Source organism: Mycobacterium pseudokansasii, assembly GCF_900566075.1.
GTDB lineage: Bacteria > Actinomycetota > Actinomycetes > Mycobacteriales > Mycobacteriaceae > Mycobacterium > Mycobacterium pseudokansasii.
Genome location: NZ_UPHU01000001.1, coordinates 4,117,094 through 4,138,992 on the forward strand (window position 1 = coordinate 4,117,094; position 21,899 = coordinate 4,138,992).

Consider the following 21,899-nt stretch of genomic DNA (forward strand, 5'->3'; position numbering starts at 1 on the left):
GCAATACTGCGCGACGTGACTTGCTCGTCACAACCTGCTCACATCGCTTCCGCCGGCAGCGGTGAGGTACCAGCGGATTGCATCCATTGCGCCACATGCGATCACACCCATTTGCTGCGCACGGGCGGCGCCTCGGGCGCGACCCATGCCTTGGAGTAGCGGTGGCTGCCCGGCCGCTTCAGATCTGGGCTGCGGTAGATCACGTGCGGGCGCAGCAGATACCCGACCGGCGCGCTGAACATATGCACCAGCCGGGTGTAGGGCCAGATACCAAGCAACGCAAGCACGATCACGGCGTGAACTTGGAACGTCGGCGGAGCACTGGCCATCAGTTCCGGTGCGGGGTGCAGCGAGAAGAGGCTGCGGAACCACGGCGACACCGTGTCGCGATAGTTGTAGGTGGCGACGACGTTGGTCAGCGTATTAACCATTCCGGTGAGCAGCGCGGCCACCAGCAGCAGGTACATCAGTTTGTCGTTACGGGTCGTCACCCTGCGCACCGCCGGAACTGTGATACGCCGATACAGCAGGATGCCCAAACCCGTGACGACGGCAAATCCGGCCAGCGAGCCCAAGGTCACCGACATCAAATGGTAGACGTACTCGGAGATTCCCACCGCCGATGTCCATGACTCGGGGACCAGCAGACCAACCACGTGACCACCGAACACACCGAGGAGCCCGAAGTGGAACAACGGGCTGCCCATCCGCAGCAGCCGGCACTCGTAGATCTGCGATGACCTAGTGGTCCAACCGAACTGATCGGTGCGATAACGCCAGACGTGGCCGAGGACGAACGAGGTGAACGCGATGTACGGCATGGTCATCCAGAGCGCGCTGTTCATCGGCGGCCACCGGCGGTGAGCGGATCCATCGCGAACGGCTCCAGGCCGACTTCTTCGTCGGGTGGACCCTGCGCGGCCAGCTCGGCGATCCGGCGCCGGTCGGCCGTGCTGATGGGCGGCAGGGTGGCCAGGATCGCGGTCAGCAGGCCGGCGTAGACCGATCCGCTGTCCTGCAAGGACAGGCGCAGCAGCTCGAGCACGGGGACGTGCTCAACCAGCAGCCGCTCGCCCTGCACCTGGTCGATCATGGCGGCGAACTCGAGCACCAGCGGCAGATAATCGGGCAGCTCGCCGTCGCCGATCCCCGTGGCGGCTTGTCGGTACGCGTGCTTGAACCGCAACAACGCCATGCCGCGCTTGCGGGTGTCACCGTAGGCGTAGTACGTCAGGTGCAAGCTCGCGCGGCGTCTCATGTCGAACGTTTCGACGTAGTTCGCCTGTAGCTGCAGCAGATTGGCTCCACGGAAGTGGTACAAGAATTCGAGTAGTCCCGCGTGGATCGCCGACGGCAATTGCATTGCGGCCGCGATCAATTGCGCGGTCAATTCGACCGTCTGCTCGCTCGGGTAGTCCAGCAATAGGGCCGCAACACGCCACACCAGCCGCCGATCCCGTTCGGATAAGTCAATTGCCTGCGCGGGGCGCCGGCTTAGCGCGAGCAGCTTCATTTCGCCGGTACCAACCCATGCGTGCTCTTGCCGTCCCAGTTCAGCAGGTTGACCCTGGACGACTTGTCTTCCGGTGCAGCGCCATTGGTGTCGGTGAGGTGGAACTTGTCGACCATCGCATCGAACGCCGTCATACCCGGCCCGCCGTCACCGTCGAGGCTGCAGCCGGTCGCGAGCGCGTCGAGTCGATGTGCCTCCGAGCCCGCGCTGCTGGGGATCACGTAGCGTTCGGAGTATTTGGCGATCGCGAGCAGCCGGTACATCGCTTCAATCTCGTTGCCGCGCAGCCGCACCGACGCCGGAATCGTCTCGTCGAAGTCTTCTCCCAAATTGGCGGCGCGCATATAGGAGCGCATCGCCGCAAGCCGTTGCAGTGCAGCGCGAACCGGCCCGACATCACCTGCGGTAAACAGCTCCGCCAGATACTCGACCGGGATGCGCAGCGTGTCGATCGCGCCGAACAGGTTGTTCGGGTTCTCCCCGTCGTGGCCGGTTTCCGTGAGCACGTCGACGACCGGAGATAGCGGCGGCACATACCAAACCATCGGCATCGTGCGGTACTCCGGGTGCAGTGGCAGCGCGACTTGATAGTCGACGATAAGCCGGTACACCGGCGAAATCTGGGCAGCCTCAATCCATTCACCAGAAATACCGGCCCGCTCCGCTTCGGCGACCACCCGCGGGTCGTGCGGGTTCAGGAACACGGCAAGTTGCGCGGGGTAGAGGTCCTTCTCGTGCTCCACCGACGCTGCAGCCTGCACAGCGTCGGCGTCGTAGAGCAGTACGCCGATGTAGCGCAACCGACCCACGCAGGTCTCCGAACACACCGTTGGGATGCCGACCTCGACGCGTGGGTAGCAAAACGTGCACTTTTCGGCTTTGCCGGTCTTGTGGTTGAAGTAGATTTTCTTGTAGGGGCAGCCGGTGACGCATTGTCGCCAGCCCCGGCACCGGTCCTGGTCGACCAGGACGATGCCGTCCTCGCTGCGCTTGTAAATCGCGCCTGAGGGGCAGGACGCCGCGCACGATGGATTGAGGCAGTGCTCGCAGATTCGTGGCAGGTAGAACATGAAGGTCTGCTCGAACTCGAGCTTGACCTTGTCGGACACCTTAGCCAGCAATGGATCCCGGCCGACCTGTTCGGGTCCGCCGCCGAGGTCGTCGTCCCAGTTGGCACCCCAGGTCACCTTGGTGTCCTGTCCGGTGATCAGCGACTTGGGCCGCGCCACAGGCGTGGTATCCATCGCCGGGGACGCCAGCAGGTTCTCGTAGTCGTACGTCCACGGTTCGTAGTAGTCGGCCAGCGTGGGCAGGTCCGGGTTGGCGAAAATGTTGAGTAGCCGCTTGATCCGCGAGCCCGACTTGAGGGTTAGCCGGCCCCGCTTGTTCAGCGTCCAGCCGCCCCGCCACCGGTCCTGGTCCTGGTACTGACGCGGATACCCTTGTCCGGGCCGGGTTTCGACGTTGTTGAACCAGGCATACTCCATGCCGCCGCGGTTGGTCCACGCCTGCTTGCAGGTGACGCTGCAGGTATGGCATCCGATGCATTTGTCGAGGTTCATCACCATCGCGAGTTGTGCCATCACGCGCATGTCAGTACGTCACTTCCTGCGAGCGCCGACGAATGGTTGTGACTTCATCGCGCTGGTTTCCGGTGGGGCCGTGGTAGTTCAGCGCGAAAGACTGCTGTGCGTACCCGCCTATCAGGTGCGACGGCTTGATCATCACCCGGGTCAGAGCGTTGTGGATGCCACCACGCTTTCCCGTCTTCTCGGTGCGTGGCACGTCTACCGCCTTGTCCTGCGCGTGATACATAAACACCACGCCTTCGGGTATCCGGTGGCTGACGATGGCCCTCGCGTTCACCACGCCGTTGCGGTTGGTGGCTTCGATCCAATCGTTGTCCTTGACGCCGATCTTTTCCGCGTCCACGTCCGACATCCATACAGCCTGCCCGCCACGGGACAGTGTGAGCATGTGCAGGTTGTCCTGATAAGACGAATGGATCGACCACTTGGAGTGCGGCGTCAGGTACCGCACGGTGATGGAGTCGCCGGCCGCATTACCCACAACGGGCTCGTCGAATAGCGCGGTCATGTCCAGCGGAGGCCGGAAGATCGGCAGCTGCTCGCCAAGTTCGCTCATCCAATCGTGGTCCAGGTAGAAGTGCTGGCGACCGGTTAGCGTGTGCCAGGGTTTGAGGCGTTCGGTGTTGATGGTGAAGGGCGAGTAGCGGCGACCGCCTGACTCCGAACCGGACCACTCCGGTGACGTGTTGACAGCTACTGGCCGGGACTGTGTGTCGGCGAAGCTGATTCGCTTGCCCTCGTTCTCCTTCGCCAGGTCGGCGAGTTCGATGCCAGTACGACGCTGCAGTGCTTTGAAGCCCTCGACGGCCAGGCGCCCGTTGGTCGTTCCCGACAGGGCGAGGATCGCCTCGGCGGCATACGTGTCTTTGGCCAGCGACGGCCGTCCGGCCGCGACCCCGCTGACCACAGCTCCGTTAACGCCGCGCAGGTATTCGACCTCCGCCTCCGGGTGAGTGGTTACGCCCTTGACTGTGAGCCCGACGGTTTCCACCATCGGGCCTAGCGCCGCCAACTTTTCTGCGACCGCTGGATAGTCCCGTTCGACCACCACCAGTCGCGGCATGGTCTTGCCCGGAATAGGTTCGCACTCACCGGCTTTCCAATCCATAACGCGACCACCCGGCTGTGCGGTGGCGTCGGCACTGTCGTGCTGGAGCGGCACCGCAACGATGTCCTTGCGCTTACCGAGATGCTTCTCGGCAAGCCAGGAGAACCCGCGCGCGATCCGGTGAAATGCCTCGAAATCGGTCTTGGTCTCCCATGGCGGTGATATCGCCGGGGAGAACGCGTGCACGAACGGGTGCATGTCGGTGCTGGACAGATCATGCTTCTCATACCACGTCGCGGCTGGGAGCACGATGTCGGAGAACAGCGTGGTGCTCGTGTTGCGGAAGTCCAACGACAGCAACAGATCCAGCTTTCCAATCGGTGCCTCGTCACGCCAGCGAACCTCTTGTGGCCGTACGCCGTCCTGATCGCTGGCGGCGACGTTGGAATCGGTGCCGAGCAGGTGCTTGAGGAAGTACTCGTTGCCCTTCGCCGATGAGCCCAGAAGGTTCGCCCGCCACACCGTCAAACAGCGCGGAAAGTTCTCCGGCGCATCAGGATCCTCGCAGGCGAACCGAAGGTGCCCTGACGTCAACCCGTCCACAATGTGCTGCGACGGGTCCTTTCCTAGCTGCATCGCCTCGTCGGCCAGATCCAGCGGGTTCCGATTGAACGTCGGATAGCTTGGCATCCAACCCAGCCGGCTGGCCAACGCGATGTTGTCCGCTGCGGTGCGGCCAGCGAACCGGCCATCGGCCAGCGGCGAGGTCATCACCTCCGCGGTGAACCGGTCGTATCGCCACTGATCGGTCGCCAGATACCAGAACACCGTGCCCTGCATCTGCCGCGGCGGTCGCTGCCAATCGAGCCCGAAAGCCAATGTGGACCAACCCGTCACCGGACGGCACTTCTCCTGACCGACATAGTGCGCCCACCCGCCGCCGTTGACCCCCTGGCAGCCGGTCAACATGATCAGCGTGAGAAACGAGCGATAGATCTGGTCGGAATGAAACCAGTGGTTGGTCCCAGCACCCATCAGAATCATCGACCGGCCCTCGGAACGCTCTGCGTTGGAGGCGAATTCGCGCGCTACCCGTTCGGCCGCCCTGGCCGGGACCCCGGTGATCGACTCCTGCCACGCCGGGGTGTAGGGCTCGGCCGCGTCGCCGTAACCCGTCGGCCACGTGCCGGGCAGTCCCTCACGATGCACGCCATACTGCGCGAGCAACAGATCGAACACGGTCGTAACTCGTTGCCCGGCAACGAGCCTTGTTGGAACGCCACGCACCAGCACGCCCGGACTGTCGCCGTCGAATCGCGGAAGCAGGACAGTGGCCGCATCGCTATCCACTTCGCACAGCGTGATTAGCGGGTCCATGCCGTGCAGGTCGAGGTTCCAGTTTCCCTCCCCCGACGCGGTGAACCGATACCCCAGCGAGCCATTCGGCACCCTGGGATTGGCGTCGGCGTCAAGCACTACAGTCTTGAATTCCGCGCCCTCGGCGGTATCGCCAAGATCGGCTGCAGTGAGAAACTTTCCCGGCACAAACCCGCCATCGCACTCGGCAAGCGTCACCAGGAACGGCAAGTCGGTGAACTTCTTCACGTAGTCGGTGAAATAAGGCGTCGGTCGGTCGACGAAGAACTCCTTGAGGATCACGTGCCCCATCGACATCGCCAGCGCTCCATCGGTTCCCGGCCGCGCCGGTAACCACTCGTCAGCGAACTTGGTGTTGTCTGCATAGTCAGGTGAGACCACGACCACCTTCTGGCCACGATAGCGAGCCTCAGTCATGAAGTGTGCATCCGGCGTTCGTGTGACAGGGACATTGGAGCCCCACATGATCAGGTAGCTGGCGTCGAACCAATCGGCCGACTCCGGCACATCAGTCTGGTCACCGAACACCTGAGGTGACGCCACCGGAAGGTCGGCATACCAGTCGTAGAACGACAGCATCGAGCCGCCTATCAACGAAATGAACCGCGCACCAACGGCATGACTGACCATGGACATCGCCGGAATGGGTGAGAAGCCGGATACCCGGTCTGGGCCGTACTTCTTGATTGTGTACACGTGCGCGGCCGCTGCGAGCTCCGCGGCCTCCCACCACTCCGCGCGTACAAACCCGCCCTTGCCGCGTGCCTGCTTGTAGCGCGCAGACTTCACCGGGTCGTCCACGATGTCTGCCCATGCGAGCACCGGGTCGTTCAACCGCTCCTTCGCCTCGCGGTAATATTGCAGCAGTATGCTGCGCACGTACGGATACCGCACGCGCGCAGGCGAATACGTGTACCAGGAGAATGAGGCGCCGCGAGGACAACCACGCGGTTCGTACTCCGGCTTGCTGGCCCCAACCGACGGATAGTCTGTCTGCTGCGACTCCCACGTGATCACACCGTCTTTGACATAGATCTTCCACGAACACGACCCGGTGCAGTTAACGCCGTGCGTCGAGCGCACCACCTTGTCATGTGCCCAGCGGTCACGGTAGAAATCGTCCGCGGATCGGCCGCCCACCTTGTGCAGGGTCCGCTGGTCAGCGGAGATCTCGCCGCGATGAAAGTATCTGCCCAGCCTTAGCAGGGCGTCCGCAGCCGCCTCCCTGCTGGTGGGCAAATCCACCATCACGCCCCCTTTCCAAGCTCGAAATGTGCAACCCAGATCGGGTGATTCACCAAGCGTAGGACCGGTCAGGAGGGTGTCAAACTTCGCACTGACGGCCGCGCGCCGGCGGTGCGATTGTTTTAACACAACAGTCACCGAACAACGAACGACGTACCTCTGGAACCTTGGTGTCTACCTGCGAAGATCAGTTGACAGCCGACATGTGCGGGCGACGGCTGTAACACCGGTCTACTCAGCCGTCACGGCTTCGAATTGTGCATTTTTCATCTAATTAACACCGGCCGGCTGGCAAAATATCAATCGACGATGGCTACGTGACCTATTGACGCCTGGGGGAGGATGTCCCGAGTCCCGTGGAACTTCGGTGGCGGTCCGGTGAGCATCAGGCTGCGCTCACCTGATCATTGTGCGCGACGGGTCCGACATGTTTGGCGGCTTCATGTTCGAGCGCGGTCCGTAGTGCCGGCAGGTGCAGGTGACCGTTGACGCGACGGAACTGCTTGCCGGCCTCGACCATCCCAGCCGCGCACCAGCGCAGCGCCATCTGCCCGTCGCGCCAGCGTTTGACGTTCCCGGCGTGCTCGCGGCACACCGAGATCATCGATTCGATGCAGTTCGTCGAGCGTAGTGTCCGCGCCAGCGTGGGCGGCACGCCGAGGCGTAGCACCGTGAGCGTCTCATCGAGGCCCTCGCGCAGGCTGGCCGCCGCGCCCGGGTGGGTACGGTCGAGTTCGGCGGCCAGGGCCAGCAGGGCCGCCTCGGCCTCCAGCGCCGAGTCGGCGTGGTAGGCGTCGGTCATCCTGCGGCCGGCGGTGCTGCGAAGCCGTTGCGGCAGATGGTCTTTCACATTCCTGATCTTATGGAGCTGACAACGTTGGATGACCGGATGGTCGAGCACGTCGACTACCGCCTTGCGCAGCGCCTTGGACCCGTCCAGGCCGACCAGCATCGGCCGGGTCACGTCCAGGCCCCGTTCCCGCAAGTCCACCAGCAGGCCGGTAACCAGGGTCGCGTTCTCCGTGGAGCCCTCCACCAACGCCAACGGATGCTTGACCCCGTCGATGCCGATACCCAGGGCCACCACACAGCACGATTCGGCGAAGTGCACCCCATCGATCATCAACGCCACCAGATCCAGCCCCGACAGATCCGCGGCGAGCAGCTCGGCCAGCGCGGTCTCGGTCATCGCGACGAACCTGCGGGAGACCGCTGACTTGCTTGTCGCCGAGGATGTTTCGGTGACCTGCTGCCCGACCGGCTCCAGCCCGACCGGGTAACGGCGGGTCGAGAGCCCGGCGAGCATCTTCTCCATCGCCATCTTGCCCAGAATCTCCGTCGAACTGAACAACTCATACGAGGCGACCGGCAGTTCGCCCGCCCCGTCGGCGGCCCGCACCCGTGGGCGGGTCACCGGCACCCGGCGACCACCCAGGGTCACCGAGCCGCGTTCACGGCCGTGGCGCACCGCTGTCCGCGCCGCATCATGGCGGCCCTTCGGCCCAGCCAACGCTGTCACGTCGGCCTCCATCAGCATCTGCATCACCTGCAGACCGGCGCCCACGGCCAAAGCCAGCAGGCCCTCCTGCATGTTCTCGGCGATCTCGGCCATCGCCACACTGACGTGTTCTGGGATCGCGGGCGCCGTCGCGTCCACGGCCAAATTCTGGTTAGTCTTCTTCACGGTGGTGGTCCCCTTGCAGTTGGTGTTCTTGGCGGAACGCCCGACACCTACCACACGGCAGGTCTCAAGCGGGGGACCGCCACCTCAAGTTCTACGACGCCCGGGACAACCTCCGCCTGGGGTGTATCGGCGGAGACGAGCAGGAATGCCCTCTCTGGCTGGCCGTGACAGGGCAGATTCCAGTCAACGTCGCAACGGACAGCTGTGACGCTAGTGGAGTGTCGGGTCTGCCGGAGACGGATGTCGCGCGGGTGCAGCGGTGGTGCCGGGCCAGGGTGCCTGAGCATGTTCGTGACGAGGTGCGCGTCGAGGCTGACGTTGCTGAGCGTCATCTGACGATCGTGGAGTGCCGCTCGCTGTGGCGGACGGATGTGGGGACGGAGTGGACCCGCGTCCCCATCGCGCGGCTGCGTTACACGAAGACCACCGGGGTGTGGTCGCTGTACTGGCGTGACCGTAATGTGCGCTTCCACGCCTATGACGGGGTGTCACCCACTTCTGTTATCGAGGATTTGTTGGCCGAGGTCGATCGCGATCCCACAGCTATCTTTTGGGGCTGAGTGTCGTTGCGGGGCAGAGCAATGCCCACATGACATGACCAAACGTTGCCGGCCGGGTATGGGGGGTAAACATCCGTGCGGGCCTTCGGCCCGCGCGGCGTTCGTCGAACGGGCCACCGGGGTTGACGTGGTGAACGCTCCCCGGGCCAGAGCGGGGGGCTGCTGTGACCTCTTATGCGGTCTTCACCGCAGCAGCGCTGCTGATCAGATCAGCTGGCCGGGCCCAGCCGAGAGTCTTGCGTGGCCGGTCGTTGATTTCGTCGGCGACCCGCTGCAATTCCTCCGATGAGATGTGTTCCAGGTCAGTGCCTTTGGGGAAGTAGTCGCGCAGTAGGCCGTTGGTGTTCTCGTTGGAGCCGCGTTACCATGGTGAGTGCGCGTCGCAGAAGAACACGTCCGTGCCGGTGGCCGCGGTGATTTGCTGGTGGTAGGAAAGTTCCTTGCCCTGATCCCAGGTCAGCGTTCGTCGAAGATCCGGTGCCAGAGCACCCAGCGCGGCGACGACGCCGTCACGCATCGCTTCTGCGCTCGGGCGCCCGGTGGACACGTGGATCAGGATCACAAAGCGGGTGACACGTTCGACGAGAGTTCCTATCGCAGAACGGTTCCCGGCCCCCATGATGCTGTCCCCTTCCCATTGCCCGACCTGCACCCGGTCGTCGACCTCGGCAGGTCGATCAGCGATCATCGTCATGTTGGCGATCCGGCCAGCACGCTGCAATCCCTGCAGCTGCCGGCGGCGGCGCCGGCGTCGGCACCTGGCTGGACGGGTTAACTCGACCCGCGGGTCGTAGATCGCCTGATAGATCGATTCGGTGCACAGCTGCCGCTCGGGTTGGTCGGGGAACCGGATCACCAACTCGTGGGCGATCTGTTCAGGACTCCATCTCTTGGCCAGCAGATCAGAAACAACACCGCAGAGTTCCTCGTCACGCTCCACCCGGCGGGTACATGATGATCGCGATCGCCGTCCGACGGCAAGCCGCAGCGCGGTAGCAGGTAGATAACGTCCCTGGTCATCGCCGCCGCGGCGCAGCTCCCGTGAGATCGTCGAGGCCGCCCGGCCCAGCTGATCGGCGATGCCGCGGACACTGACACCCTCACGGTGCAAGTCAGCGATCATCGTCCGCTCGTTCAGCGACAAGTATCGGGGATGCGGATCGGGTTGCGCGTCACTCACCGCTGGATAGTGCACCGAATCGCCGGCCTTGTTGACCACTGTGCGCCCATAGCGCCAGCGTGTCCCCGTCTTGCGGTCGACACCGACGATCCGGCACGCCTCAGAGTTGCTGATGCCTTGGGCGATCAGCCGGCCGAACCACTCCCGCTCCTCGACCAGCATTCCGCCACTTGGGCGCCCACGTCCCCGGGCCTTCCGCTGCTTCCGCTCCGCTCCCATCGCAACCTCCGAAAAGTCTTCGGTGTTGCGACGTTGACTGGAATCCGCCCGGCTTGAGGTGGCCCCCGCCTGCGGGGGTGGCGGGGTGTCGTTGTGACGGTCTGATTTGGCCCCACCTCTGCGACACGCCGTGACGGTTGGGACGGCTTGAACTGGCCCCACCTCACCGTGAGCAGCATCCGGATGGCCCGGATCGCTGGTCACGAAGGTGAGGGCTTGGAGGGTGAGGTCAGGGGTGGAGCAGTTTGCGGCGATTCGCCGTGATCACCGGGTGGAGGGATTGTCGATTCGGGCGCTGGCCGACAGGCATGGTGTGCATCGGCGCACGGTGCGCCAAGCGTTGGAGTCGGCGATCCGGCCGGCGCGCAAGACGCCGCAACGGGTCGCGCCACGGTTGGATCCGTTCAAGACGGCGATCGATGAGATGCTGCGTAGTGCTCTGGATGCGCCGAAGAAGCAACGCCACACGGCGCGAATGGTTTTGGCGCGGCGGGTGGACGAGCATGACGCGGTGGGATTGTCGTATTCGACGGTGCGCGATTATGTCCGCAAGCGCCGCCCCCAAATCCTGGCCGAGGCGGGCAAACCGCTGGAGCAAGGATACGTGCCGCAGACCCATGAGCCGGGGGCCGAGGCGGAGGTCGACTTTCATGACCTGTGGGTGGTGCTTGGCGGGGTGAAGGCTAAGACCGCGTTGTTCACCATGCGGTTGTCGTACTCGGCACGCGCGGCGCACCGGGCGTTTTGACCCAGGGCCAGGAGGCGTTCCTGGAGGGACACGTGTATGGGTTCGAGCGCCTGGGTCGGGTACCGGTGGACAAGGTGCGCTATGACAACCTCAACAGCGCGGTCAAGCAGGTGTTGTTCGGGCGCTCCCGGCAGGAGAACGAGCGCTGGATCGCGTTTCGCAGTCACTACGGGTATGAGTCCTGGTATTGCCAGCCCGGCCATGAGGGCAGCCACGAGAGAGGCGGCGTGGAGGGCGAGGGCGGGCGGTTTCGCCGCAATCATTGCGTGCCCATGCCGGTGGTGGACTCCATTGAGGAACTCAACACGCCGCTCGAGGCCACCGATGACGCCGACGATGCCCGCCGTGTCGGCAACCGCGCCATCTCAGCCAGGACTGGGCGTTCGAGAAGACACTGCTGCGCCCGTTACCGACTGAATCATTCGACACCGCACTGCCTTTGACGCCTCGAGTGGACCGCGACGCCCAGGTGATAGCGCGCTGCAATCAATATTCCGTACCGGTCCGGTTCATCGGGCATCGCGTGCGGGTGAAGCTATCGGCCTCGGCGGTGATCGTCTATGACCGCAACACGGTGGTGGCCCGACATCAGCGCGCGGTCGGTAAGGGCGCCAAAGTCCTTGATTTGGACCACTATCTGGAAATCCTGCTGCGCAAGCCCGGCGCGCTGCCCGGGGCGACCGCGCTGGCGCAGGCCCGCGCATCGAAGGCCTTCACTGCTGAGCACCAGACGTTTTGGACGCCACCCGCCAAGCCCACGGTGACGCCGGCGGCACCCGGGTGCTCGTGGAGGTGCTGCTGCTGCACCGCCACCTCTACCGCGCCGACGTGCTGGCCGGCATCAGCGGCGCGCTCTCGGTCGGGTCCACCAGCCCCGATGTGGTGGCCCTGGAAGCCCGCAAGGCCGCCGACCGTCGCGGCGCGGCGAGCGGCCTCCACGATGCCCACCGGGGTGGTCGTGTCGTGGTGCTGGCCAAGCATCGCAGCGCGGCAGTGCCTGCCGATGAGCGTCCGCTGCCCTCGGTGGAGAAATACGACACGCTGCTGGGGCGGGAAACCTCATGACCCGGCGGCGCAGTGTCACCGCACACGCAGCCGGCGCAGCGATCGAGCAGGGCCGCCGCATGCTGCGCCTGCCGACCATCCGTGACCGATTCGCCGAGATCGCCGCCGCTGCCGAGCCCGAGCAACTGTCCTATCTGGGGTTTCTGTCGGATCTGGTGATCGCCGAATGCGACGACCGAGCCCGCGGCCGCGCCAAACGCCGCATCCGTGACATCCCAGCTTTCCACGACCAAAACGGTTGGAGGAGTCCTCTTTTGATGTCAACCCCGCAATCAACCCCGCCGGCATCGGGCAGTTGGCCACCTGCGCGTGGGTTAAGCTTAGTGGTCGCTGACATAATTACAGTGACGTAATTCAGGTCCCACACTTCCGTACGGTTACGTGGCATGGTTCTCTCGACGAAGGGACCAACATGCCACGAACCGGTCCGTATCGCCTGACTCTCACCGATGCCGAGCGCACCGAGCTGAAGGCGCGGGCACGAAGATATACGTCACCGTATTCGGATGTCGTGCGGGCCAGGATCGTGCTCTACGCCGCCCAGGGGATGGGCAACGACGAGATCGCCGCACGCCTGGACACGCCCCGGCAGGTGGTGTCGAAGTGGCGTAAACGATTCTTTGACGAACGCCTCGCCGGGCTGACCGATTTGCCCCGGGGAGGACGACCCCCGAATTTTTCCCCCTGACGTGGTGGTCGCGATCAAGGCGCTGGCCTGCGAACTGCCGGCCAACACCGGCACGCCACTGGCCCGCTGGCATTGCCCCGACCTGGCCCGCGCGGCCGTCGAGCAAGGTATCGCCGCCTCGATCTCGGGCACCACGATCTGGCGCTGGCTCAGCGCCGATGCGATCAAACCCTGGCAGCACCGCTCCTGGATCTTTCCCCGCGACCCCGACTTCGGACCCAAGGCGGGCCGGGTGCTCGACCTCTACGCCCACCGCTTCGATGACACGCCGCTGCGCCCCGATGAGTACGTCATCTCCGCCGACGAGAAGACCTCCATCCAGGCCCGCATTCGCAAGCACCCCACCACACCCCCGGCACCCAGCCAGCCGGCGCGTGTCGAGGCGGAGTACTTCCGCGGCGGCTCCCTGGCCTACCTGGCAGCCTGGGACGTGCACCGCGCCAGAGTATTCGGCCGCTGCGAAGCCACCACCGGCATCGACCCCTTCGACCGGCTGGTCGACCAGGTCATGACCACTGAGCCCTACGCCACCGCGCGTCGAGTGTTCTGGGTCGTCGACAACGGCTCCTCTCACCGCGGACAGGCCAGCATCGAGCGGCTCCAGCATCGCTGGCCGAAACTGCACCTGATCCACCTGCCCGTGCACGCGTCCTGGCTCAATCAAGTGGAGATCTACTTCTCCGTCGTACAACGTAAAGTCCTCTCACCCAACGACTTCCACACACTCGACGAGGTCCAGGCCCGACTGCTCGACTTCCAGCAGTACTACGAACAGATCGCCACACCGTTCGAATGGAAGTTCACCAAAGACGATCTGAACGCCCTACCCGAGCGCATCGCCGCCCACAAAGGCGCCGCCCTCACACCCGCCGCATAACGGACCCAACGAATACGTCACCGAAATTCCGCGCCAGACCACTTAGGCTAGCCCTCGGCGAGGACTTCCGCATCGGTCAATGCGGCGACCTCGAGGTAGTGGCGGGCGATAATCGGCAGTCGTTCCGGCGTGCCACGCTGAGCCTCCCGGGCACCGAGCCGTTCGGCGAATCCGGTCACCGTTCGGGTGGCGAACAAGTCCGAGACCAAGGCATGATCGATGTCCAGCCAGTCGCGTACCCGCGCAACGACCGTGGTGGCCAACACCGAATCGCCACCGAGGGCCAAGAAATCGTCCTGCACACCAACCGAATCCACACCCAACACCTCGGCGACAATGCCAGCGAGCGCGGCCTCCACATCGTTACGTGCAGCACCGTCCTCATGATCTGTGGCTCCGGGTTCCAGCAGCGCGGCCACGGCGCGGCGGTCCAGCTTGCCGTTCGCGGTCAGCGGAATCTGCTCGAAGAATACGGTGCGACGGGGAATCATGTAGCCGGGTAATAGATTTACGACTGCCGCCGTGACATCGCCGACCTCGCCCGGATCGCCCGCGATAGCAGCGATCAGCGTGGGCGCGCTGGTACCGACGACAGCCGCGACGGCATGGCGCACGCCGGGCACGGTACGAAGCGCACTCTCCACCTCGCCAAGCTCGACCCGATACCCGCGAATCTGCACTTGATTGTCTGCCCTGCCCAGGAACTCAATGGTGCCGTCGGGCCAGTACCTGGCGATGTCACCCGTCTTGTACCAGCGAATACCACCATGCTCGACGAAACGATCTGCGGTCCGTTGCACGTCATTGCGGTAGCCCGCAGCGACATTTGCGCCGCCGACCCACAATTCACCGGCAACCCAGTCCGGGCAGTCGCGACCCGACGGCGCCACGATTCGGCACCGTACATTGCGTAGCGGGATGCCGAACGGCACCGTCGCCCAGTGCGCCGGTGGTTCGCCGACCACTTCGCACATCGTGTGGTGGATCGAAGTCTCGGTCGCACCGCCGAGGCCAGCGAACCGGCATCCCGGGATCTGCTTGGCTAGCCGGCGGGGCAGATCAGCGCCCACCCAGTCACCACCGAGAATGACGGCACGCAACGAATCACCCAGCCGATCCCCGCCTAGCTCCAGAATCATGTCGAGCAGGCTCGGCACACAGTTGAGAATCGAAACCCTTTGGCGGCGAATCAATTCCACCCATGTTGTCGCCACGTGCTGTTGCCCGGCATCGACCACTACCAGTGCCCCACCCGCCGAGAACATACCGAAGATGTCGTAGACCGAGAGATCGAACTCGAGGGCGGACAACGCAAGCGCTCGATCGTTGGTGCCGACCCCGAACCACTCGTTCACGGCGTCGATCGTGTTCATCGCCGCGCTGTGCGGTACCTCGACGCCTTTGGGCAGCCCGGTCGAACCCGACGTGAACAGTACGTACGCGATCTCGCCGGTATCAGGAAAAGCCGGCTCCAAAAGCGGTTCCAGAAAACTGCGTGCCGCATCGATGGATAAACACGGAATCGGTGCACCGACATCCGCCCCTTCGACCGTCAGCGCCGCAACGACATCACCGGTCTGAAGGATCTTGGCGCGCCGCGCATCCGGCTGGTCGAATCCGATCGGCACATACGTGGCCCCGGCGGCGAGTACCCCGAGCACGGCCAGGACTTGATCGCGCCCCTTTGGTAATTGGACGGCGACCGCATCGCCGGGTCGTACATCGAGGGCGTGCAGTGCTCCTGCGACGGCAAGGGCGTGTTCCGCGAGTTCTCGGTAACTCCATGCGCCGCCTAGCTCGCCCACGCCCCAGACTACCGCCGGCGCGTCCGGGTTCGCCGCCGCATGCTCGAAGAACCCTTGATGCAGACACCTGCCGCTCACCGGACCGTCGGTCGCGTTGATCACCGCACGCAACTGTGCCTGCGCGGGGGGCAACCGGACCGGGGCCTCAGCGTCCCAGCCGGCATCGCCTGCAGCGAGCCGTTCGACCGCTTCGGTAAAGTTGGCGAACATGGTGCCGACCAGACCGGGTGGGAAGGCAGACTCGCTTACGTCCCAGTTGAGCAGCAACCCGCCGCGTACCTCGGTGACCTGGGCGTCCAGCAACACCTGAGGCCCCTGCGAAATGATCCACACCGGCTCACCGAAGGTCTCGACGACCTTGTCGGTAAACAGCTCACCGAGATCGAGTGCACTGGTGAAGACCACCGGCGCCAGCACCAGCTTATCCCGGTATCTGCTCAGATCGCGTAACACCTCAAGTCCGGAATAGGCGGCGTGTGAACCACTTTCGTACATACTGCGTTGAATCGCGCAGGCCCGCTGGGCGACCGACATGTTTTCGGTGACGTCGACCTCGAGCATGATCGAGGAAGTGAAGTCTCCGACCACACGGTCGATGTCCGGGTGCACCGGTTCACGCTGAAATAGCGGAACGTTCAGCATAAACTTACTCTGCGCAGACCAACCGCCGATGGTATCGGCGAAGACCGCCGCCAACGCCATGGCCGGGGTTATCCCACGAGCATGGGCGCCGGCTATCAGTCGCTGCTTTGCTTCCGGCGCCAACCAGTGGTCGTAACGGATAGTGCGATGCGAGGCGGTGCGGTTGCCGATCGGGACGGTCGGCAGTTCCGGCGCACCAGGCATCTCGGGCAACCGCTGCTGCCACCAGTGTCGGTCTCGCTCTCGCACGGCGCGGTCCTCGTGGCGTTCGGTGCGATAACGCCGGTAACTGTAACCCGGGGCCGGAATCGTTGTTCCCCAGTACAATTCGGCCAGATCCGATACCACAACGCGATAGCTCATCGCGTCACAGGCCAGCATGTCGACGTCCAGATGCAGCCGGGTACGGTCCTGGTCGTACCGGGTCAGCGTGATATCGATGACCTGACCGTCTTCAATTCCCAGGCGCTGGTGAGTCTTACCGTGGCGCAGCTCGGCCAGTGTTGATTGGAGCTTATCGGGGCTGTGCCCACGCAGATCGACAACGCCGAACACCGGCCCGCCCGGCCTTGGCATCGTTTGCTGAGTCCCGTCCGGGAGGAATCGGGTGCGAAGCATTGGATGTCTCGCGACGAGGTCGGACACCGCCCTTTCCAGGCGTCCTGGATCTATTCCCGCACCGTCGAATTCGACGTAGAGATGGGCCGCGACACCGCCGAGCTCCTGTTCATCGGAGCGGCCGACCCAGTACGCGTGTTGCATGGGGGCCAAGGGGAATGGAGTTTCTTCGGCCGCCGGCACGGGGAGCTGAGCTGCGCCTGGCTCTGCCGCCGTTCCCATCTCATCCGCGGTGAGCAGAGCGTGCCACGAATCGATCGTGGGGCTGGCGGCAAGTTGGGCGAAAGTTACGTTGGCACCACGTTGACGCCAGCCGCCGGCCAGCGCCATCATACGGATCGAGTTCAGGCCCAGCTGAATGAGATTGTCGTGGTCGGCCACGTCTGCGGCCGCGCATCCGAGCTGAGCAGCAACCGTCGCCCTGATGGCGTCCCTGCTGATCCGGTCCACTGCGCCGTCCATCCCCCGCACCGGCTTCATTCCGCTCCGTTCTCTGTCATACCAGCGGCAAGCACGGCGATGCCACGTTGCCAGAACTGCATCAAACGGTCGATATCTGAGGGTGTGAATAGAGCATCACTCCACAGCCAGTTCGCGGTCAGTTGCGGGCCGTCGGGCGTAGAACGTACAAATGCGCTGATGTGCAGGGCAAAGCGCAGTGGCAGATCTGGCTCGGGATCGACCGGTAAAAATTCAATGTGAGGCCAGGTCAGTGGTGACCAAGGTTGATCCGTGACGCCGCTGAGGTCCAGCCGACCCATGTAATTGAACATGATTTGCGGGTCGGGGGCCTCCTGCAATTCGGGGATGTGGTCAACATAACGAAGCAGACCGTAATCCAAACCACCATATGGGATACCCGTGAGGTAGGTGGTTACCGAATCGAGTACCGCCCGGGCGGCCTGCGGATCCGCCTCGGCCTGCTTGATATCGACAGCCGCAGCACCAGTTCCGAGCCGCACCGGAAACGCGCTGGTAAACCAACCGACGGTGTTCGTAGTGTCGGTGTCGAGAGTGGCATCAGCACGCCCATGGCTCTCCAGAGCGATGAGCACGCCGGAAGACGGGTCCTGCGCGTGAACACCACGCCAGCTCGCGACGGCAATCGCGATCGCGGCCAGCAAGAATTCGCGCATTCCCTCCTCTCTGGTGACTGCGGCCAGCACCCGCTCAGTGGCCTGAACCGCCGTTTCGGTCGGGGTGATCCGCAACGTGGACCAGGTATCCCGGCTGGGGTCTGGATGTCGTGCACCCAACGCGGGATCGGGCCCGCGGACCTGCGCGACCCAGTATTCGCGTTGGTTCCGCACCTCCGGTGTAGCCGTTCGTTTCCACATCAGCTCCGACCAGTGGCGGTACGAAGTGAACTCTGGCAGCGCCTTCGGCGTTGCGCCCAAAGTCAACGAACGCCACGCCTCGGCGATATCACCCAACATGATGTGCCAGGACACCACATCCACCGCCAAGTGGTGCACGGTGAGGAGCAGCACCTGTTGGTCCACGCCAGACAGCCAAACCGCACGTACCATCGCTCCCGCGCGGGGATCAATCTCGTCGATCACTCGCCGCGCCTCATATCTTATAGCCGAGTTCAGTTCGGTATCAGTCGATTTCGTCAGCTCCCCGCGGGAAAGTAGGTCGGCGGCGCGGACCACGCCAGGTTCACGAGTCACCAGACGCGGCCCGTCGGGCGTGTCGGCCAGAATCGATCGCAGGGTGTCATGCCCATCGAGCAACAACTGCAGCATCAGCTCAATCGAGGAACGCTCGATCTCGCAGGGCAATCGAAGCAGGATGGTGTGCGTGAAGCGACGATAGTTGCCATACTCGTAAAGGCACGACACTATCGGCAGTGGCAGCACCTCACCGTATTTGGCACTCTCAACGCACGGACCCGAACCGGCCGCTCCGTCGATCGTGGCCGCGAGTTGGCGAATTGTCGCAGCGGTGAACACCATCCGCGGATTCAATGCGAGGCCCCGGCGTCGAGCCTTGTGGACCAACGAGATCGCCACAATGCTGTCTAATCCGAGCGAGAAGAAGTCGTCGTCGATGTGCGGCACCATGCCGTTGAATTGCTCTTCGAATACTGTGCACAGCGACCGCTCGGTGGCGGTGGACGCCGACTCCGCGCCACCGCCTGTGACGTGCCGGACGGCGGTCTCGGCCAGCCGGTCCAAAGCATGGTTATCCAGCTTGCCGTTGTCATTCACCGGCAGCCAAGGTAATGCCATGATCCGGACCGGGAGCATGTACGCGGGCAGGTGTTCGGTGAGCGCAGCACGCAGGCGCGCCAGGTCAGCGTGCGCATTCGCTTGCCACACAACGAATCCCACCAGGCTGGTGCCGCCATCACGGCGTACAACGGAGACGGCCGCGTCGTGTACCCCAGGCTGGCTACGCAGGGCGGCCTCGATCTCGCCAATCTCGACGCGGTAGCCGCGGATTTTGATTTGGGTATCGCTGCGTCCCACATAGGTGTAGCCGCCATGAGGTAAGCGACGGACCAAGTCACCAGTGCGGTACATGCGCTGTCCAGGGCGCAGCGGATCGGCCACGAAGCGAGCGGCGGTCAGTGCTGTTCTGCCGGCATAGCCGCGGGCCAGCTGCGCGCCCGACAGGTAAAGCTCACCTACCACGCCGGTGGGCACTATCCGCAACGCGGAATCCAAGACGTACCCGAAGGTTCCAGCGTTCGCCGTGCCGATTGTCGGTGTCTGGTAGTCGTGGACCGAGGCCACCACCGCCTCGACCGTCATTTCGGTGGGCCCATAGCAGTTGTAGACCGCGTTGTAGGCCGGGGCCGCCGACAGCGCGCGCAACTGCCCCCAGAGTGCCGCATTGATCGCTTCGCCGCCCAGGGCCAATACCGAAAGGTTGTGATCCAACAATCCGGCAGCACGCAGCTGCACAAACATCGACGGAGTAGTGTCGATCATGTCGATCCGGTAAGTGGCGATACCTTTCACCAGCCGATCCGCATCGCGTATCTCGTCGGCGTCGAACAGATGAATCCCATGACCGTCCAGCAGGCCAACCATAGGCTGCCACGAGGCGTCGAAGCTTAACGACCAGGCGTGCGCGATCCGCAGCCGGCGGCGTAGACGCCGTGCGGCCTCCCGGTAGACCCGCTCGCGGTGGTCGGCGAAATAACTGAGTAATGCGGCATTGGTGCCAATGACCCCCTTGGGTTCACCGGTCGAGCCAGACGTGAAGATGACGTAGGCGCAGTGTTCCGGATGACGGCGAACCAACGGCGCGGCGGCAGCACGTCGCGAAATGCGCTCGGCCACGCGGGGATCGTCGAGAACCAACGTGGGAACCCTTGCGCCGACTAGCTTTCCATAACCGGCCTCGGTGATTGCAAACACCGGATTTGCTTGGCGGAACATAGATTCGATACGAAGTTCAGGAAGCGTCACATCGACGGGCAGATAGGCGCCGCCGGCGGCGAGCACGGCCAGGATGGCGACGAGGGATCTGGTCGAGCGCGACAGCACCAGCGCAACGACCGCTTCCGGACCTACGCCCTGTTCGGCCAGCTCCCCCGCCAGCCGGCTCGCCTCAGCGTGCAATTCGGCATAGGTATAACGCTCACCACCGCCGGCGGTCAGGGCGACGGCATCCGGTGTGGCGCGGACCTGCCACTCAAACATCTGCCACAGCGTCGTATGCGGTGACGGAGCCGACCGTGCCGCAAGATCATCGAACTCTGCACGCTCCGCCGCGGTGAGAATATCCAGCGCGTCTGGCGTGTCGTCGCCAATATCGGGCAGTTGTCGCAGCACGGCAAGCAGGCGCTCACCGATCTCGCGGGCCGGAAGATGCGGCAGCGCTTCACGAATCAGCTCGACCAGCACCACCAGCTCGTCGCCGCTGCGGTGCGAGACCACAGTCAACGGGTAGTGCGTCAGACTTTCCATCTCTACCGGAGAAAAGCGGATGCCGTCGGGTGTGCTAACGGTGCGGATGGCGTCCTCAATCGGTGCATTCTCGAACACGAATAGGCAGTCAAACAGGGTTCCGTGACCATTTTCACGCTGGATTTCCGACAGGCTCAGATAACCGACGTCACGCATCGCCGATGACTCGCGCTGCAACCCGGCGCATTGCTTCACCACCGACTCGCTGCTGCTCATCTGGTGCACAACCGGCACGGCGTTGATGAACAATCCGACCATGGTCTCGACGCCGGGCAAATCTTCGGGTCGGCCGGAGACGATCGTGCCGAAGACAACATCGCGACGGTCGGTGAGCCTACCGAGCACCACAGCCCAGGCGAAAAGCACTGCGGTATTGAGCGTGAGGCCGTTGCGGCCGGCCCACTCTCGCAAACGTGCCGTATCGGACGCAGGTAACAGCAGTTTCGTCTTCTCCGGCACGCCATCACCCGCAGCGATTGTGCCGTCGGCGACCATGAGCGGTCCCGATACGCCCTTCAGATACGCGGTCCACTGGGCGATCGCAGCCGCCCTGTCCTGCTGGGCGAGCCATACGATGTAGTCACGGTAGGGGCGCGCGGTTGGCAGCCCATCGACCGATCCCGCCGCGCGATACACGGCGAGCATTTCGGTGAAGAACACGGCAAGCGACCAACCGTCCACCAGAATGTGATGCGCGGTGAAAATCATCCGGCGCCTGGTCTCACCGGGGACGGTGAGCAGAACAACGCGCAATGCCGGCCCACGACGCAGATCAAACGGCCGGCGCCGCTCCGATCGTCCGATAGCATCGAATTCCGTTGGCAGCGCCAGCCTTTCGGACCACGGCAGCTCGGCGTGGGCGGGCACGATCTGCACCGGTTTGGGTAAATCGCGATCCCAGAAGGCGGCGCGCAGGTTCGCATGCCGGTCCAACATGGCTTGAGCGCTGCGGCGAAGCAGCTCGATGTCGACCGGTCCGTCGATATCTATCACGAACTGCATGGTGTAAAGATCGATGCTGTCCCCGGCCATTCGGTATAAGGCGAACAACCCTTCCTGCAGAGGGCTGAGGGCGAGAACGTCTTCGATCTGCTGTGGAGCTGCGGTCATGACGGCGT

At 63.9% G+C, this 21,899-nt stretch carries 10 protein-coding genes and 3 pseudogenes; 5 read left to right on the top strand and 8 right to left on the bottom strand.

Annotation, left to right across the window (positions count from 1 at the left end):
• Positions 1–101: 101 nt before the first annotated feature.
• From narI to EET10_RS18615, 5 genes are all read right to left on the bottom strand, one after another.
• A complete protein-coding gene (gene narI / locus EET10_RS18595) occupies positions 102–845 on the bottom strand; it encodes a respiratory nitrate reductase subunit gamma (RefSeq protein ID WP_063467102.1) in 744 nt (247 codons plus the stop codon).
• Positions 842–1,513, bottom strand: a complete 672-nt coding sequence (gene narJ / locus EET10_RS18600) for a nitrate reductase molybdenum cofactor assembly chaperone (protein ID WP_063467101.1) — start codon at positions 1,511–1,513, stop codon at positions 842–844. Before narJ ends, narI begins: the two co-directional genes overlap by 4 nt.
• Positions 1,510–3,105: a nitrate reductase subunit beta gene (narH, locus tag EET10_RS18605; RefSeq protein ID WP_051490288.1), complete on the bottom strand. Its 1,596-nt coding sequence runs from the start codon at positions 3,103–3,105 to the stop codon at positions 1,510–1,512. Before narH ends, narJ begins: the two co-directional genes overlap by 4 nt.
• A 1-nt stretch (position 3,106) precedes the next feature.
• Positions 3,107–6,775: a nitrate reductase subunit alpha gene (locus EET10_RS18610; protein WP_122502392.1), complete on the bottom strand. Its 3,669-nt coding sequence runs from the start codon at positions 6,773–6,775 to the stop codon at positions 3,107–3,109.
• A gap of 382 nt (positions 6,776–7,157) precedes the next feature.
• A complete protein-coding gene (locus EET10_RS18615) occupies positions 7,158–8,456 on the bottom strand; it encodes an IS256 family transposase (RefSeq protein WP_080692200.1) in 1,299 nt (432 codons plus the stop codon).
• A gap of 218 nt (positions 8,457–8,674) precedes the next feature.
• On the opposite strand from EET10_RS18615, the gene EET10_RS18620 reads away from it, so the two are divergent.
• Complete coding sequence (locus tag EET10_RS18620) at positions 8,675–9,016, top strand: DUF3024 domain-containing protein (RefSeq protein ID WP_246013655.1); 342 nt, start codon at positions 8,675–8,677, stop codon at positions 9,014–9,016.
• Positions 9,017–9,188: 172 nt separating this feature from the next.
• Here the strand turns inward: EET10_RS18620 and EET10_RS32370 are convergent.
• Positions 9,189–10,415 (bottom strand): annotated as a pseudogene (locus EET10_RS32370) (IS30 family transposase).
• A gap of 223 nt (positions 10,416–10,638) precedes the next feature.
• Here EET10_RS32370 and istA point away from each other — a divergent pair.
• The 4 genes and pseudogenes from istA to EET10_RS18640 all read left to right on the top strand — a co-directional run bounded on the left by istA (position 10,639) and on the right by EET10_RS18640 (position 13,793).
• Positions 10,639–12,228: pseudogene (gene istA / locus EET10_RS18630) on the top strand (IS21 family transposase).
• A pseudogene (locus EET10_RS18635) lies at positions 12,225–12,547 on the top strand (ATP-binding protein); the annotation flags it as partial. The pseudogenes istA and EET10_RS18635, both read left to right, overlap by 4 nt.
• A 93-nt stretch (positions 12,548–12,640) precedes the next feature.
• The gene (locus EET10_RS30985; protein ID WP_246013656.1) at positions 12,641–12,916 is read left to right on the top strand and encodes a helix-turn-helix domain-containing protein; all 276 of its coding nucleotides are present in this window, start codon (positions 12,641–12,643) and stop codon (positions 12,914–12,916) included.
• Positions 12,917–12,920: 4 nt separating this feature from the next.
• Positions 12,921–13,793, top strand: coding sequence for an IS630 family transposase (locus EET10_RS18640; RefSeq protein ID WP_246013657.1), 873 nt, complete (start codon positions 12,921–12,923; stop codon positions 13,791–13,793).
• Positions 13,794–13,840: 47 nt separating this feature from the next.
• Here EET10_RS18640 and EET10_RS18645 read toward each other — a convergent pair whose 3' ends face one another.
• Entirely contained in the window at positions 13,841–17,308 is a 3,468-nt protein-coding gene (locus EET10_RS18645) for a non-ribosomal peptide synthetase (protein WP_174719743.1), read from the bottom strand.
• A gap of 26 nt (positions 17,309–17,334) precedes the next feature.
• On the bottom strand, positions 17,335–21,891 hold the full coding sequence (locus EET10_RS18650; RefSeq protein WP_082276321.1) for a non-ribosomal peptide synthetase: 4,557 nt from the start codon (positions 21,889–21,891) through the stop codon (positions 17,335–17,337).
• Between the last annotated feature and the right edge of the window lie 8 nt (positions 21,892–21,899).

What these genes read in the sequence shown, in the direction of transcription:
- narI (WP_063467102.1), bottom strand. Translation starts at nt 845, where the DNA reads ATGAACAGCGCGCTCTGGATGACCATGCCGTACATCGCGTTCACCTCG.
- EET10_RS18610 (WP_122502392.1), bottom strand. Translation starts at nt 6,775, where the DNA reads ATGGTGGATTTGCCCACCAGCAGGGAGGCGGCTGCGGACGCCCTGCTA.
- narJ (WP_063467101.1), bottom strand. Translation starts at nt 1,513, where the DNA reads ATGAAGCTGCTCGCGCTAAGCCGGCGCCCCGCGCAGGCAATTGACTTA.
- EET10_RS18650 (WP_082276321.1), bottom strand. Translation starts at nt 21,891, where the DNA reads ATGACCGCAGCTCCACAGCAGATCGAAGACGTTCTCGCCCTCAGCCCT.
- narH (WP_051490288.1), bottom strand. Translation starts at nt 3,105, where the DNA reads ATGCGCGTGATGGCACAACTCGCGATGGTGATGAACCTCGACAAATGC.
- EET10_RS30985 (WP_246013656.1), top strand. Translation starts at nt 12,641, where the DNA reads ATGCCACGAACCGGTCCGTATCGCCTGACTCTCACCGATGCCGAGCGC.